Below are 15,213 nucleotides of genomic sequence, written 5' to 3' on the forward strand. Positions count from 1 at the left end.
ACCTTTCGCTGACGGGAAAGGTACCCAGGCGGTCCGAAACTGGGGCGGTCACCGCTCGGCCAGCGGCACGCCGCTCACCGACCCGGCCAGCGCCGAGCCGGCTGTCGCCCCGCCAGCGTCGGACCGGCTGTCGCCCGGCCGCAGCACGGGGGCCGACCTGGGTGCCGGGGCGCCGGGGTGCCGGGAACACCCCCGCGCCGCGCCCCGGGCCCGCCCCCCGCCCGGGCCCGCCCCGCCTCAGCCGGTGTTCTTGAGGCCGGCTGCGACGCCGTTGATCGTGGTCAGGAGCGCGCGCTGGAGGTTCACGCTCGGCTGCTCGCCGCTCGCGGTGACCGCGCGGAAGCGCTGCAGCATCGCGACCTGCATGTACGAGATCGGGTCGAGGTACCGGTCGCGCACGGCGAGGGTGCGCTTGAGGATCGGCTGGCCGTCGAGGAGGTCCAGCACGCCCGTGAGGCGCTCCACCTCGGCGACGGACAGCTCGTACTCGGCCTTGATGACGTCGAACAGGTGCCACAGGTGCTCCGGCACGAGCGAGTGCACGTAGTGAGCGGCGATGTCCATGTCGGTCTTCGCGAGCGTCATCTCGACGTTGCTGATGACCGTGCGGAAGAAGTGCCAGTTCTGCAGCATCTCGTGCAGGTCGTCCTCGAGGCCGGCCTCGCGGGCGGCCTTCAGGCCGGAGCCCACGCCGAACCAGCCCGGCACGATCTGGCGGGACTGGGTCCAGCCGAACACCCACGGGATGGCGCGCAGTCCGTCCAGTCCCTTCTCCGAGGTGGTGCGCTTCGCCGGGCGCGAGCCGATGTTCAGGTCGCCGAGCTGCTCGACCGGGGTCGAGGTCACGAAGTACTCGGGCAGATCGGGATCGTCGGCGAGCGTCCGGTAGCGCGAGAATGCGGCGTCCGAGACGGTCCCCATCACGTCGCCGAAGCGCTCGAGCTGCTCCGGAGTGACGCGGGGACCGGTGTGCAGGGCGGTCGCCTCGAGCACCGCGGCGAGGGTGAGATCGAGGTTCTCCCGGGCGAGCACGGGGAGCGTGTACTTGTCAGAGATGACCTCGCCCTGCTCGGTGAACTTGATCGCGCCCTCGAGCACGCCGTAGGGCTGCGCGAGGATCGCGTCGTACGTCGGGCCTCCACCGCGGCCGACCGACCCGCCGCGGCCGTGGAACAGGTTCAGCCGCACGCCGTGTCGGGCGGCCACGTCGCGCAGTCGGCGCTGCGCCTGGTGGATCTCCCACTGCGAGGTGATCACGCCGGACTCCTTGTTGGAGTCGGAGTAGCCCAGCATGATCTCCTGCCGGTCGCCGCGCAGGCGCACGATCTCGCGGTAGGCGGGGTCCGACAGGAGCCCATCGAGGATCTCGCCGGCGGCGCGCAGCTCCCCGACCTCTTCGAGCAGGGGCGCGAAGTCGAGGTCGGCGCGCTTCTCGCTGCCGGCCAGGTCGATGATCCCGGCCTCGCGGGCGAGCAGCGCGACGGCGAGGATGTCGTCGACCCCGTGGGTCATCGAGACGATGTACGTGGAGATGACGTCGGTGCCGTAGCGCTTGTGCGCGCGGCGGATCTCGGTGAACACCGAGTACGTGGTGCGGGTGCCCTCGTCCAGCAGCGACTCGTCCTCCGCGAGGGAGGCGCCGAACATCGGCCGACGGCTCGCGAGCTCGCGCGCCAGGACGGGCGTGCGCTCCTCCCGGCTGAGCTCCGCGTACGGGCGATCGAGCTCCCCGAGCCGGTCGAACAGGCGCGCGAGGACCTCGTGGTGCTTCTCGGAATGCTCGCGCACATCGAGCGTCGCGAGCGAGAAGCGGATCCCGGCGAGCTGGTGCATCGCGAGCGCCACGGAGCCGTCGGCCACGCGATTGCCCTGCTGGCGGCGCAGGGCGTCCTGCACGACGGCGAGATCCGCGAGGAGCTCGTCCACCGCGAGGTAGTCATAGCCGTGTCGGTGCGCGTCGCCGGTGCGCATCCGCTCCCGGGTGTGCTCGAGCTTCGAGCGGATCGCCCCGAGCTTCAGGCGGAACGGTTCGGTGGCGTACAGCTCGCGCTGGCGCTCGGAGACGGAGTCCGGCTGCGCGAAGTCCTCCTCGAGAGAGGCCCGCAGCTGCGCATCCTCGCCCATGAGGGCGCTGGACTCGGACATGTCCTGGATCAGGCCGGTGATGACGCCGATGGCGAGGTCCATCGCGGCTTCGGCCTGCAGGGCGAGCACCTCGCGGGTGACCTCGGCGGTGACGTACGGGTTGCCGTCGCGATCCCCTCCCATCCAGGAGCCGAACCGGAGGGGCACGGCTCCCGGGCGCAGATCCGCGCCGTGAGCCCGCAGCTCCTCGCGCAGGTCGTCGACCAGGTGCAGCATCGTGTGCTGGTAGATCCCGCGCAGGTAGTACAGGGCGTTGCGCGCCTCGTCCTGCGGGGTGGGGCGGGTGCCGCGCAGCTCGTCGGTCTGCCACAGCGCCTCGATGACCTCGGCGAGGTGGCGGTCCTGGCGGCGGCGCTCGGGAGTGCCCTCCGCGGTCTCCTGGGCCAGGAGGTCCGAGAGGCGGCGCAGCTTCGTGAGGACCGCGCGGCGCGAGGCCTCGGTGGGGTGGGCGGTGAAGACGAGCTCGATGTCGAGGGCGTCGACGGCATCCTGCAGCCCCTCGGGGCCGACGGCCTCGGCGACCTGCGCGACCGTGCGGGGGATCCACGACTCGGCCGAGGGGTTCTCCTCGATGGCGCGCACGCGGTAGACCTGCTCGGCGGCGTTGGCCAGCAGGAAGTACTCGGTGAACGCGCGGGTCAGCGCGGTGGCCTGCGCGTTCGGGAGCTCCGCGAGGCGGTTCTGGATCGCGCGCGCCTTCTCGGCGTCCCCGGAGGCCTTGGCCTCCTTCGCCTGGCGGCGGACGTCCTCCACCAGCTCCAGCAGCTCGGGCCCGTGCTGGTCGGCCAGGGTGCGGCCGAGGAGTGTGGACAGGCGCCGCACGGTCGCGCGCAGCGGGGCATCGATGTGCGGGTCATCGCTCACGACGGGGAACTCGCTGGTGAGCGTGGGAATGCGGATGGCTCCGGCGTCAGTCACGTGGCCTCCTCGGGTAGTCCTCGGCGGGCGGCCGCCGAGAAGGATCGAGGCCGCGTCGACTCTGATCGGGTGCGCTCAGCGTACAGGGACGCCCGGATCGTCCCGACGGCGTCTCAGCCCGCGCGCCGTCGGCCGGGTCGACGGGGTCGGCCCGACGGGGGCCGGGTCGACGGGGTCGGCCCGACGGGGGCCGGGTCGCGCGCCCGGCCCTGGGCGCTGCGGCGGGCCGACGGGCGCCTCAGCGCAGGCGCTCGCCGAGGCTCCTGGCGACCTCGTCCGCCGCGAGGCTCTCGCCGAGGTCGCGCAGGTGGGCGATCAGCTCCCCCGCAGCTTCCGCACGGTTCTCCCGCTCCCGCAGGGAGCCGAACGCGGCGAGGACGGTCCGATAGCTCGCGGTCGCCTCGGCAGCGAGACCCTCGTCCCTTTGTAGCCGCGCGAGCAGCCAGCCGGCGTGGGCGGCGAGGTCGAGCGAGCCTGCCGTCTCGAACGCGCCGGCGGCTTCCTCTGCGAGCGCGATCGCGGTGGAGCGGTCCAGGCCCTGCTGCGCGGTGGCCTCGGGGGCCGAGGCGATCAGCCGCGCGAGGGCGTCGGCGAGCCGGGCACGCTCGAGCGGGTCCTCGGCCTGGCCCATGCGCTCCTGGAGGATCTCGAGGATCGCGGAGAGGCTGCCCTCGAGCACCGCGATCGGCGCCCAGGCGCTGATGACCTGCGCGACCATTCCGCTCGGGGCGTCGCCGGCGATGAGCAGCCGCACCCCGCGCTCGAAGGCACGGTGGGCGCGCGCTTCCTGCTCGGCGAACACGGCGGCCTGCGCATGCTCCGCGTAGGCGAGGCCCGCATCATCCAGCAGGCCGGCGCTCTCGGCGGCGCGAGCGGCCGCGAGGTAGGCGGCGGGGCGCTCGGGATCATCGATGCGCAGCGATTCTGCGTACTGCCAGAGGGCCTGGGGATCGTCCTGGTCCGCGACGGCGGCCGATGGGCCCGCTGCACTGGCGACCGAGGGGGCCTCGGCCCCCGGGGCCGACGGGCTCGCTTCCGCCGCGGACGCCGCTGGCGCGGCCCGGGCGTCCAGGGGCGCGTCCGCCGCATCCCCCGCGGCCGACGTCCCGATGCTCCCGCCCGCTTCAGCAGGCCCCGCGTCGGCGCCAGCGCCAGCGCCGTCGGCCCAGGCGCCCCCGGCCCCGTCGGCCACGCCGCTCTCGCCGGCGCCCTCACGCAGCTCCGCCGGCGATGCCCCTGCGATCGCCGTCGCGGCGAGCGCCTCGGCCAGTCGCTCGGACTGGTGCGCGGTGCCGTTGCGGCGATCGAACTGCGCGGCGAGATCGGCGGCGCGCCGCCGCACCAGCTCCAGCAGGTCCCCCAGCGTCGCCGCGCCCTCGGCGCCGGGCAGGGACGGCGCGGGATCGCCGAGCCGCTCCGGGTTCGCGGCGAGGCCTGCGCACAGGCCGCGCAGGAACCCCAGGGTGTCCAGCGGGTCCTCGCCCGCGAGATCCGCGGCCGAGAGGCCCGCGGCGAGCCGCCGCAGCCCCAGGTCGAGATCACCGGTGCGGGCGAGCACCTCGAACTCCAGGCCGCGCCATGCTCCGCAGCTGTCGACGTCCTCCCGCTTCACCTCGCGGCGCGCCTGCTGCACAGCCTCGCGCGCTGCACGGGCATCGCCGCGCTGCAGCTCGATCTCGGCGAGCGCGAAGAACGTCCCGGCGGGCTCGCGATTGCAGCGGCCGATCTGAGTGTGCGCGAGCTGCGCCCCCTCCTCGAGCTCCCCGAGAGTGAGGTGTGCGCGCACGCGGGTGGAGAGGTCGCAGGCAGCGCAGTCGGTCGAGCCGTCCCTCGCGGCCGTCAGCCAGTGCTGCAGCGCCTCGCGGGGGTCCTCGCCGGTGTGCAGGCGCCAGCCGAGCCGGATCTTCTCCACGGCCGCGAGGGAGTATCCGGCGAGCCGGTAGCGGCGCTCCATGTCATCCAGGAGCGCGTCGGCCTGCGCGCGGTAGATCTGCGGGAAGGAGCGGGTCGCGTCGGCCACCCATTTGAAGGCCCAGAACAGCGTGAGGGCGTCCTGCTCGTCGAACAGCTCGGGTGCCTCGTCCCACAGCCGCAGGGCGCGGGAGAACGGAGCGAAGGCGAGGTCCTCGCCGCCGGAGAAGGTGTGCGCGGCGACGAGGCTGAGCAGCGCCTCGAACAGGATCTCCCGCGGCCCGTGCTCCTCGACCTCGCGGACGATCAGCTCGGTGGCCGCCGCGCGAGCGGGACCGTAGGGCAGGGAGTCGATGCGGCGCAGGCGCTCGAGCGCGGAGGCGGAACTGCTCATGGGGCTTCCTTCGGCGGGGCGGCGGGAGGGGCCTCGGTCGAGCCGAGGCCGTGGGAGAGGAGCACGGTGAGAGCGCTGTTGAGCGCAGTGCTCTCGGAGCGCCGCAGGGGCTCCCCGGAGCTGAGGATCGCGGTCGCGTAGACCGCGCTGACTCCGGCGGTGAACACCTCGGGGTCCCCGCCGGAGGCGCCGGCGAGGAGCGCCTGGATCACGGGAGAGGTGTCGTTCAGGGCGAGGGTGCGCGTGCGGGCGCTGCCGCCGTCGGCCAGGGAATCGAGCAGTCCGCCCCAGAGGTCGGGGGCGGCCTCGCGCTCTCGATCGAGATCGCGGCGCCGCTCCCCGTCGGCGTCGCGCAGCAGCACGGCGGGGCAGGACGCGGGGGTGAATCGGCGCAGGATGACGTCGCAGTCCGCCGGCTCCAGGATGCTGCGCGCGCGGGCGATGGCGGGTGCCGTGCGGAGCTCGCGCTCCGCGTCGGGCAGGTCCATGGTCTCGCTGAGGGAGGAGACGTCGAAGGGGCGCGTGCTGATACCGTCCACGCCGTCGAGGGCGGCCAGGAGCTCCGCGTCGTATGCGTAGCCCGCGTTCACGACGGCGATCCCCTGCGCCCGGGCGACGGCCTCGACGCTGCGGTACGCCTCGGTCGTGGCGGTATAGGCGAGCGGGCCGTCCTGCGCGAGCTCCGCGAGCGTGAGGTGCCCGGCGGTGGTCTCGAAGGGGAGGCTGCGCGCCACCAGGCGCAGGATGTCCCTGTTCTCCACGGCGATCGCACGCAGAGCCAAGTGGTGGGTCAGCAGGAAGCGCCTCCCCACGGGGGATTCCGCGCCGACCTGCGCGAGGATCCACGCGAGGAGCTGCTCGCCGAGCACGTCCCGGGCGGCGGCGAGGAGCTCGTCCTCGCGCAGCTGCTCGCGGGAGGCCGACGGGGCGAGGCCGTCGGCATCGAGCACCGCGCGCACGAAGAACGCCCAGGGCGGGAGCACGGAGGGCACCTGCGTGCCGAGCAGCATCCGCTTGAGGGAGACGCGGCTCTGGCCGACGCCGGGGGCGACCGCCGCCGGCAGGATGTAGGCGACGCCGGTGAGGCCGACGGCGGGCGCGGAGAGGTCGATCGCGGCGAGCGGCTCGAAGCCGAGCAGGTCGCGGCAGTGCTCCTCCAGCGCCGCTGTGCGCGCGGCGGCGCTCGGGAATGCTCGCTGCCACACGGGCGCGGGCTCTATGAGGCGCCGACGGCGCGGGCCGACGCCCGGGACCTCGACCTCCATGGAGATGTCCACCGGGAGCAGGCTCCCGTACTCGCGCACTAGCGCGAGCACGGTCTCGTGCTCGAGCCAGTGCCCGCTGCCCGGGCGGGCGACGAGCCGGAGACGGGTGCCGATCTCGGGCAGCGCGCCCTCGGGCAGCTCCTCGACGGTGAACGTGCCGTCGGCGCGACCGACCCAGCGCACGGGAGTCGCGCCCGGGGCGGCTGCGAGCGAGAGGATCTCGACCTCTTCGGCCACCATGAACGCGGAGAGCAGGCCGATGCCGAACTGCCCCATGAACTCGGCGCGCCCGCCGCCCAGCAGCGCGTCGCGCTTGGAGGAGGAGGCGATGGTGGACAGGAGTTCCTTCGCCTCGTTCGCTCCGAGGCCGACGCCGGTGTCGGTGATGGTCAGCGCGGTGCCGTCGGCCTCGAGACGCACCTGGGCAGGCGCGGCGGGGTCGAGGAGGCGGCGCGCGGCGATCGCGTCGACCGCGTTCTGCAGCAGCTCGCGCACATAGACCGACGGGCCCGAGTAGAGATGCGTGGAGAGCAGATCTACGAGGCCGCCCAGGTCGACCTGGAAGCGCTCCGGAGAGCTCACTCCTCCTCGTACTCTGCGGCGGCCTCGGGGAAGCGCTCCTTGAGCGCCTCGAAGAAGCCCTCACTGGTGCCGATGGCGCAGCGGATGTGCTGCTCGATCTGGTCGTCGCTCACACCCGGCTGGTAGTCGACGGTGTAGCCCGTGACCAGGAAGACGTCCTGCAGGTCGGTGAGGTCGGCGAAGGTCTTCGGCCAGATGCGCTCGCGGTTCCACTCGTGCGCCGCCTGCATCGCCTCGGCGTGCATGCTTCCCGGAAGAATGCTGCGCCACTGACCGCGCACGGAGAGGATCCCTTCCTCCTCGTCGACGAAGATCCAGTACACGCCATCCTCGAAGCCGGTGGCGATGTCACCGTCCTCGTCGACGTCGTACTCGAAGTCGAGGCTCTTGAGCACAGCCTCCACGCGGTCGCGAGTGAGGGGCTGCAGGCCGGGGGGCTGTGCGGACGGTGTGTTCGTGAAGAATCCCACGGCCAGATGCTACGACTGGGCGCGGACATTCGGGGGCGGAGTTCAGATCGCGCAGGCCGGGACCGCTCGTCTCAGCTCCCGACCAGCTCCGTGACGCCGGCGATCTGCGCGTCGAGCCGCTCCAGCGCCAGCTCCGCAGGGACCACCGCCCCCGCCCCGTGCACGCCGGCGCCGAAGGACACTCGCCTCTGCGGGTCCCCGACGAGGGAGGCGTCGGCGATGACCGGCCACGCGGTGCTCGAGCCGAACGGCGTGATCGTGCCGCGCTCGTAGCCGGTCGCCTCCCGGGCGACGTCCTTGTCGGGCATCGAGAGGCGGCTGACCCCGAGCAGCGCGCGCAGCTTCGGCCAGGAGATCTCGCGGTCCCCGGGCACCAGCACGAGGAGGAAGTCGCCCTCCCCGCGGCGCACGACGAGGGTCTTCACGATGTCGCGGGGCTCGACGCCGAGGGCCGACGCCGCCTCGGCCAGGGAGCCGACGCGTCCGTAGCGGACGATCTCATGCGGGAGGCCGAGGGCCTGCAGGGCTGCGGTGACGCGCTGCTCGCTCATGGGTCGAGGGTAGGCGTTCAACGCTGCGCGACCGCCAGCACCGCCACCGCGGAGAAGCGGAGATTGCCGTCCTGCACGTCTCGTTCTGCGCGGCGCCAGAACTGCTGCTCGACCCGGGCCTGCACCTCGGGGGTCTGGGCGACGAAGGTCTGTCCCGGGGTGGCCACTCCCCCCGCGATACCGGTCCAGAGATCCTCGGGGCGCACGCTCCAGGTCCAGCGGATCTCACGAGATTCCAGCACGTCCAACCCGGCGGCTGTCAGCAAGCCGGCGAACCCGTCGACCGAGCGCGGAAAGTCCTTCTCCGGCGGGAGAGCGCCGCCCTGAAGAGGCACCACTTCGCTCGCCTTGAACACAGGGCCGATGAACGCGGCCCAGCCTCCTCCGCCCGACGGCCGGATCGTCCCTGCGAATCGGCCTCCCGGGACCAGGATCCGCCGGATTTCCTCGGCTGACGCCGACGGTTCCGGAACGTGATTCAGGACGAAGTTCGCCGAGGCCGATTCGATGCTCGCCGATGGCAGATCGAGCGACGGCAGCTCGCCCGCACACACCGCGCCTCGCACACGTTCGCGAGCGAACGCGACCATGTCGGGGTCGCTGTCGACTCCATAGGCATGCTTTCCTGAAGCCTCTGCGCGCGCCATGAGGGTGCCGTCACCGCATCCGATATCCATGAGCTCACCCGCCGGGAGCCCCTCCAGCACCGCATCGACTGTCCCTGCACACAGAGTCGCGAACGATCGGGCGTACGCATCGGCGACGTTCTTCCATCGGTCCATGGCCCGAGGCTATACAGCAGGGCGGCCAGCGCACACGAAAAGGGCCGCCTCCCCAGTGAAACACTAGGTCAGCGGCCCTTTTCCTTCGGCGGAGACGAGAGGATTTGAACCTCCGAGACGATTTTGGTCGTCTACTCCCTTAGCAGGGGAGCGCATTCGGCCGCTCTGCCACGTCTCCTCGCGTCAGGCGCGGTGCCGAGGCACTCGCGCAGGGCGCGTCGGTGCCGGAGCACCGCTGAGAGCGTACCGGAGCCGAGCGCCGACCTCCAAGCCGGGGCCGACGCGAGGGTCGGAGGTCACGCCGCGCGGTGCCCCGTTGCAGCAGGCCCCACCGAAGGCCGCACTCGCCGGCGACAGGCACCGCACGGCCCGAGGGCGACCAAGCCCCCTCCCCTACAGCCCCAGCTTCGCCTGCAGCTGCGCGATCTGCTTCGGGGTGCCGACGCGGTACTTCACGTAGGTGAGGACGCCGCCCTCATCGATGGCGAACGTCGAGCGGATGACGCCCTGCACGATCTTCCCGTACATGTTCTTCTCGCCGAACGCCCCGTAGGCCCGCATCGTCTCGCGGCTCTCGTCGGAGGCGAGGTCGTAGGGCAGGGACTGCTCGGCGATGAAGCGCTCGAGCTCAGGCAGCGGATCGGGCGAGATGCCGAGGATCCGGTACCCCTGGGCCTCGAATATCGAAGCGTTGTCGCGCAGGTCGCAGGCCTCGCGCGTGCACAGGGTCGTGTTCGCCTGCGGGTAGAACCAGATCAGCGCGGGCGCGCCGCGCAGGCTCTCCAGGCTCACGCGACCGCCGCCCGCGAGGGGCAGGTCGAAGTCCGGGGCGGCGTCTCCGACCTGGAGCGGGGCGGGGGCGGAGGCCGGCTGGGCGGAATCGTCAGCAGTCATCCCGCGAGTCTCCCACTCCCGCCCCCGCATCTCGCCCTCACCAGAGCCACTCGAGCAGTCCTCCATCCGCGATCGCCCGCCACGCCCGCCAGCTCGCCCCCGCGATGACCACGGCGAACGTCAGGTTCCAGAGCCACGCGGGCAGCCCCGTCAGCTCCGCGAGCTGCTGCGGATCATCCTTCCGGCGCCCGCCCCGCGTCACGGCCCCGAGGTGCCGCCACGCACCCAGCAGGAGCAGCACCCCAGCGCCGAGGCACAGCGTCGCCGCGCCCGTCGGCCCGGCGAACCACCACACCGCGCCGAGCACGGCGAGGGCGCCCGCGACGACCGCGAGCGTGTGCCCGGAGCGGACGAACGGCAGGCTGAGGGCCAGCACCACCAGCCCTGCCGCGAGCGCGGTCCCCGCCCAGCCCGAGGAGGAGACCTGCACCAGCGCTGCCCCCAGCACCGCAGGTGCCGGATACCCGGCCCAGGCGGAGACGGCCCGGCCGAAGCCCCGCCGCTTCCCGACGGTGACCGCGTGGCCCGACATGTCGCCGTTCACGACGAACCCGGTGAAGCGCCTCCCGACGAGGATGCCGATGACTGCGTGGCCGAGCTCGTGCACGACCGTGATCGCGAGGCGCGCGACCCTCCACAGGGGCGGCACCGCGACGAGCATCGCTCCGCCGAGGAGGATCAGCAGCGCCCAGGCGCCGAGGTCGGGCGGCGCGGCGGGCCAGCTCCGCTCGCGCACGGCCTGCCAGATGCTCTCGAGGTCCATCCGCGGCATGGTGCCAGAGGGTCCTGACGTTCCGCGCGCCTCCGCCCGCGCAGTGGTGCCCCATCCCACCCTCACCTGCGCGACCGCCCGGGGCCTGGGACAATGGGCCGATGCGCGAGAACACTCCTGACAGCCCTGTCGATACCACCGCAGATCTCGCGGCCGCGAGCCCCGAGCACCCCGAAGCGCTGGCCGAGCAGGCCCCGTCGGCCGCGGAAGCCGTTCCCAGCCAGGATCCGCGCCTCGTCGGCGAGAACTGGCGGATCACGCCGCTGACCAGCCGCGTCGTGCGCCTGGAGTGGTCCCCGGAGGGACGCTTCGAGGACCGCCCCTCGACCTTCGCCCTGCACCGCGACCTGCCGCGCCCCGACTACGAGGTCGGCGAGAGCGGCGATCGCCTGACCGTCACCACCGAGCACTTCCACCTCGAGTACGACCGCGGGCCCTTCTCCACGAACGGCCTGCGACTGGACGTGCGCGGCGGCGTCTCGAACTGGCACTCCGTGTGGCGCTTCGAGCAGGACCTCGACGTGCCCGCGAACGTGCAGGCGCGCCGCCGCGGCGAGCCGCTCGGCTGGGACAGCGACAACCTCGGCGGCTCCGCCCGCACCCTCGACGTCGCGGACGGCGCGATCCCGCTGGAGGACGGCGTCAACGGCCGCACCGGCTACGCGATGATCGACGATTCCGGGTCGATGGTCGTGGACCCCGAGACCGGGCGTCTCACCGCCCGCGGCGCGGTCGAGGGCAGCCATGATCTGTACGTGGTCGCCGGGGGCCTCGACCATGTGGCGACGATCCGCGACTTCTTCGCGATCTCCGGCCCGCAGCCGATCATCCCGCGCTGGGCGCTCGGGAACTGGTGGTCCCGCTACCACGCCTATTCGGCCGACGAGTACCTCCAGCTCATGGACCGCTTCGCCGCCGAGGACCTCCCCTTCTCGGTCTCCGTGATCGACATGGACTGGCACGTGACGGAGGTGGATCCGAAGTACGGATCGGGCTGGACGGGCTACACCTGGAACCGCGACCTGTTCCCCGATCCCGAGGCGTTCCAGCAGGCGCTGCATGATCGCGGGCTGCACGTGACGCTGAACCTGCACCCCTTCGACGGTGTGCGCGCCTTCGAGGAGCCCTACGCGAGGATGGCGAAGGCTCTGGGGCGCGAGGCCGACGGCTCCCCGCTCGAGTTCGACGTCACCGATCCGCAGTACATGGACGCCTACTTCGCCATGCTCCACGATCTCGAGGATGAGGGCACGGACTTCTGGTGGGTGGACTGGCAGCAGGGGCCGTACTCGCGCGTGCCCGGCATGGATCCGCTGTGGGTGCAGAACCACGAGCACTTCCTCGACTCCGAGCGGCGCCGCGGCGAGGGCCAGGGCCTCACCTTCTCCCGGTACGCGGGCCCCGGCTCGCACCGTTACCCCGTGGGCTTCAGCGGCGACACGATGATCTCGTGGGCCTCCCTCGCCTTCCAGCCGCGATTCACCGCGGCGGGCGCGAACATCGGCTACGGCTGGTGGAGCCACGACATCGGCGGCCACATGCTGGGCCGCCGCGATGACGAGCTCGCCGCCCGCTGGGTGCAGTTCGGGGTGCTCTCGCCGATCATGCGCCTGCACTCCTCGAACTCCCCGTTCGCGGGCAAGGAGCCGTGGCGCTTCGGCGAACGGGCCGAGACGGTGATGGGCGCGCATCTGCGCCTGCGTCACCGCCTCGTGCCGTACCTGCACGCCATGAACCGCCGCGCGCACACCGAGGGACGCAGCCTGGTGGAGCCCCTGTACTTCGCCGAGCAGACTCCGGACGCCTACCGCTTCCTCGACGCCTATCTCTTCGGCTCCGAGCTGCTGGTCGCCCCCGTGATCCGCCCCGCCGCGCCCGACACGCTGCGCGGTGCGGCCGACGTCTACCTGCCCGCGGGGACCTGGATCGACCTGTTCACCGGGCAGGTCTACGAGGGCGGGCGCGCCCTGCAGCTGCACCGCGATCTCGGAACCGTGCCTGTGCTCGTGCGCGCGGGCGGCGTCGTGCCGCTCGTCGCCGAGGGCGAGGATCTCGACGCCGCGCTGACGCCGGAGCACCTGGAGGTCGTGGTCGCGGCCGGTGCGAGCGGCGCGTTCGACCTGTGGGAGGAGGCGAACGCCGATGCGCCGGGAAGCGGGGCCGACCGGGCCGACGGCTGGACCTGCACCCGCTTCGCCCTCGACGCCGGGGCGGGCGAGCTGACGATCGCGCTGCCCGGCGCCGCGCCCGTCGCCGGCGAGCGCACGTTCACCCTCTCGCTGCTCGGCTTCGACGCTGCCGCGTTCTCGGATCTCGAGGCCGACGGCGCCGACGCCGCAGTCATCGCTCCCCCGGTGCGCACGGCGGCCGACGGGCCCCGTCGGCCGAGCGCCGACGCCCCCGCGCCCGATGCCCTGCGCATCGAGCTGACGGCTGTCACAGGCACCAGCACCGGCACCGGCACCGCGATCCGACTGCGCTCCCGCGGCTTCACGACCCTGGTGACCCGGACGGATTCCCACGCGGCCACTCGCCTGCAGCGCATCGAGGACCTGCTGAACGACGCCCAGATCGGCAACGACGCGAAGGACACGATCTTCCGCCTCGTCTCCGAGCAGGGCGAGGGCGCGCTGGCCGCGCTGTCGGGCGTCGGCGTCGCGCCCCTGGCGTTCGAGGGGATCGCGCACGAGTTCAACCGCCCCTCCCCCGCGCTCATCGCCGCGATGACGGAGATCCTGCAGAGCTGAGGGGAGAGCGCCTCGCTCCCGGCCTGCAGGGCCCGGCCAGGCCCTGCGCGCCCCGCCCGGCCCGCCCCGAGTTGGCGCACTCACGTTCCACCCGTGGAACGTGAGTGCGCCAGGTCCAGGCTCTACGGACCGACAGGCCGCCCGCCCCGCCTGCTCCTCCTCCACACCCCTACCCAGACCCGAGGTCTCCTCCCCCATGAGCACCACTGCCTCCTCCCCCACCTCCGGGGAGTCCCGCGACCTTGCGGCGGTCCCCGGCCCGCCCCTCCTGCACTCCCAGGGCTGCCCGATGCGGGTGCGCGATGCCCTGCGCAGCCCCCGCCGCCTCACCACCGAGGTCCTCGCGGGGCTCGTCGTGGCCCTCGCCCTGATCCCGGAGGCGATCAGCTTCTCGATCCTCGCGGGCGTGGATCCGCGGGTGGGCCTGTGGGCTTCGGTGACGATGGCGATCACGATCGCGATCGTCGGCGGGCGCCCGGCGATGATCAGCGCGGCGACCGGCGCCGTGGCACTGGTGATCGCGCCTGTCATGCGGAACTACGGGATGGACTACTTCATCGCGACGGTGCTGCTCGCGGGCGTGCTGCAGATCGTGCTCGCCCTGCTGGGCGTGGCGCGGCTGATGCGGTTCATCCCGCGCAGCGTGATGACGGGCTTCGTGAACGCGCTCGCGATCCTGATCTTCCTCGCGCAGCTGCCGCACCTCGTCGGGCCGGGCATTCCCTGGCTCGTCTACCCGCTGGTGGCCCTCTCCCTCGCGATCCTCGTCGGCCTGCCGCGGCTGACGACGGCCGTCCCCGCCCCCCTCGCGACGATCATCGTGCTCACCGCTCTCGTGCTCGCGACCGGCTGGCAGGTGCCGAACGTGCGCGACCAGGGCGAGCTGCCCTCGACCCTGCCGAGCCTGCTCCTGCCGGACGTCCCCCTCACGCTGGAGACCCTGCGGATCATCGGCCCGTACGCCCTCGGGATGGCGCTCGTCGGCCTCATGGAGTCGCTGATGACCGCGAAGCTCGTGGACGACATCACCGACACCCGCTCGAGCAAGACCCGCGAGAGCTGGGGGCAGGGGGTCGCGAACATCGTGACGGGCCTGTTCGGCGGGATGGGCGGCTGCGCGATGATCGGTCAGACGATGATCAACGTGAAGCAGTCCGGCGCCCGCACCCGGATCTCGACGTTCCTGGCCGGGGCGTTCCTGATGGTGCTCATGCTGGCCCTCGGCGACGTGGTCGGCCTGATCCCGATGGCGGCGCTGGTCGCGATCATGGTGATGGTGTGCGTGGGCACGTTCGACTGGCGCAGCATCGCCCCCTCGACCCTGCGCCGCATGCCGCGCTCGGAGACTCTGGTGATGCTGGTGACCGTCATCGCCACCGTCGCGACCGGCAATCTCGCGATCGGCGTGGTGCTCGGAGTGCTCGCGGCCTCCGTGCTGTTCGCGCGCCGCGTCGCGCACCTGGTCGAGTTAGAGCCCGTGTGGGAGAGCGATCTGGATGGCGACGGCGCCGTGGACGTGCGCCGCTACCGCGTGCGCGGCCAGCTCTTCTTCGCGTCCTCGAACGACCTCGTCTACCGCTTCGACTACGCGGGGGACCCCGAGCTCGTGATCATCGACCTCTCGGCGGCCGACGTCTGGGACGCCTCGAGCGTCGCAGCGCTCGACGCCGTGGTCGCGAAGTACGCCCAGCGCGGCAAGGAGGCGCGAGTCGTCGGCCTCGAGGGCGCGAGCGCGCAGCGGATGTCGGCGCTCTCCGGGAGCCTCGGCGACGTGGCGTGAGG

The 15,213-nt window shown here is 72.6% G+C and carries 10 protein-coding genes and 1 tRNA gene; 2 read left to right on the forward strand and 9 right to left on the reverse strand.

Annotated features, from left to right (window positions below; translation table 11 throughout):
• Positions 1-237: 237 nt before the first annotated feature.
• The 9 genes from ppc to Bequi_RS03755 form a co-directional block, all read right to left on the reverse strand.
• Positions 238-3,063, reverse strand: a complete 2,826-nt coding sequence (gene ppc, locus Bequi_RS03715; RefSeq protein WP_249736597.1) for a phosphoenolpyruvate carboxylase — start codon at positions 3,061-3,063, stop codon at positions 238-240.
• Between the two features lie 238 nt (positions 3,064-3,301).
• Entirely contained in the window at positions 3,302-5,368 is a 2,067-nt protein-coding gene (locus tag Bequi_RS03720; RefSeq protein ID WP_249736598.1) for a hypothetical protein, read from the reverse strand.
• Positions 5,365-7,215 (reverse strand): HSP90 family protein, encoded by a 1,851-nt coding sequence (locus Bequi_RS03725; RefSeq protein WP_249736599.1) that lies wholly within the window; start codon positions 7,213-7,215, stop codon positions 5,365-5,367. Before Bequi_RS03725 ends, Bequi_RS03720 begins: the two co-directional genes overlap by 4 nt.
• Complete coding sequence (locus tag Bequi_RS03730; RefSeq protein WP_249736600.1) at positions 7,212-7,685, reverse strand: type III secretion system chaperone family protein; 474 nt, start codon at positions 7,683-7,685, stop codon at positions 7,212-7,214. Before Bequi_RS03730 ends, Bequi_RS03725 begins: the two co-directional genes overlap by 4 nt.
• Before the next feature lie 71 nt (positions 7,686-7,756).
• On the reverse strand, positions 7,757-8,236 hold the full coding sequence (locus tag Bequi_RS03735) for an aminoacyl-tRNA deacylase (protein WP_249736601.1): 480 nt from the start codon (positions 8,234-8,236) through the stop codon (positions 7,757-7,759).
• Positions 8,237-8,253: 17 nt separating this feature from the next.
• Positions 8,254-9,018: a class I SAM-dependent methyltransferase gene (locus tag Bequi_RS03740; protein WP_249736602.1), complete on the reverse strand. Its 765-nt coding sequence runs from the start codon at positions 9,016-9,018 to the stop codon at positions 8,254-8,256.
• Between the two features lie 89 nt (positions 9,019-9,107).
• Positions 9,108-9,196: transfer RNA gene (locus Bequi_RS03745), tRNA-Ser, on the reverse strand.
• 215 nt (positions 9,197-9,411) lie between these two features.
• A complete protein-coding gene (locus Bequi_RS03750) occupies positions 9,412-9,912 on the reverse strand; it encodes a peroxiredoxin (protein WP_249736603.1) in 501 nt (166 codons plus the stop codon).
• 37 nt (positions 9,913-9,949) lie between these two features.
• Entirely contained in the window at positions 9,950-10,675 is a 726-nt protein-coding gene (locus tag Bequi_RS03755; RefSeq protein ID WP_249736604.1) for a M50 family metallopeptidase, read from the reverse strand.
• A gap of 110 nt (positions 10,676-10,785) precedes the next feature.
• On the opposite strand from Bequi_RS03755, the gene Bequi_RS03760 reads away from it, so the two are divergent.
• Together Bequi_RS03760 and Bequi_RS03765 are read left to right on the forward strand one after the other, a co-directional pair.
• Positions 10,786-13,431 (forward strand): glycoside hydrolase family 31 protein, encoded by a 2,646-nt coding sequence (locus tag Bequi_RS03760; RefSeq protein ID WP_249736605.1) that lies wholly within the window; start codon positions 10,786-10,788, stop codon positions 13,429-13,431.
• 196 nt (positions 13,432-13,627) lie between these two features.
• The gene (locus tag Bequi_RS03765) at positions 13,628-15,211 is read left to right on the forward strand and encodes a SulP family inorganic anion transporter (RefSeq protein ID WP_430623085.1); all 1,584 of its coding nucleotides are present in this window, start codon (positions 13,628-13,630) and stop codon (positions 15,209-15,211) included.
• Positions 15,212-15,213: the final 2 nt, after the last annotated feature.

This window comes from Brachybacterium equifaecis, from assembly GCF_023509525.1.
Classification (GTDB): Bacteria; Actinomycetota; Actinomycetes; order Actinomycetales; family Dermabacteraceae; genus Brachybacterium; species Brachybacterium equifaecis.

Excerpts from the sequence above, each read along its gene's own strand:
- Bequi_RS03720 (WP_249736598.1), bottom strand. The coding sequence starts at position 5,368 with ATGAGCAGTTCCGCCTCCGCGCTCGAGCGCCTGCGCCGCATCGACTCC.
- Bequi_RS03735 (WP_249736601.1), bottom strand. The coding sequence starts at position 8,236 with ATGAGCGAGCAGCGCGTCACCGCAGCCCTGCAGGCCCTCGGCCTCCCG.
- Bequi_RS03740 (WP_249736602.1), bottom strand. The coding sequence starts at position 9,018 with ATGGACCGATGGAAGAACGTCGCCGATGCGTACGCCCGATCGTTCGCG.
- Bequi_RS03750 (WP_249736603.1), bottom strand. The coding sequence starts at position 9,912 with ATGACTGCTGACGATTCCGCCCAGCCGGCCTCCGCCCCCGCCCCGCTC.
- Bequi_RS03755 (WP_249736604.1), bottom strand. The coding sequence starts at position 10,675 with ATGGACCTCGAGAGCATCTGGCAGGCCGTGCGCGAGCGGAGCTGGCCC.
- Bequi_RS03760 (WP_249736605.1), top strand. The coding sequence starts at position 10,786 with ATGCGCGAGAACACTCCTGACAGCCCTGTCGATACCACCGCAGATCTC.
- Bequi_RS03765 (WP_430623085.1), top strand. The coding sequence starts at position 13,628 with ATGAGCACCACTGCCTCCTCCCCCACCTCCGGGGAGTCCCGCGACCTT.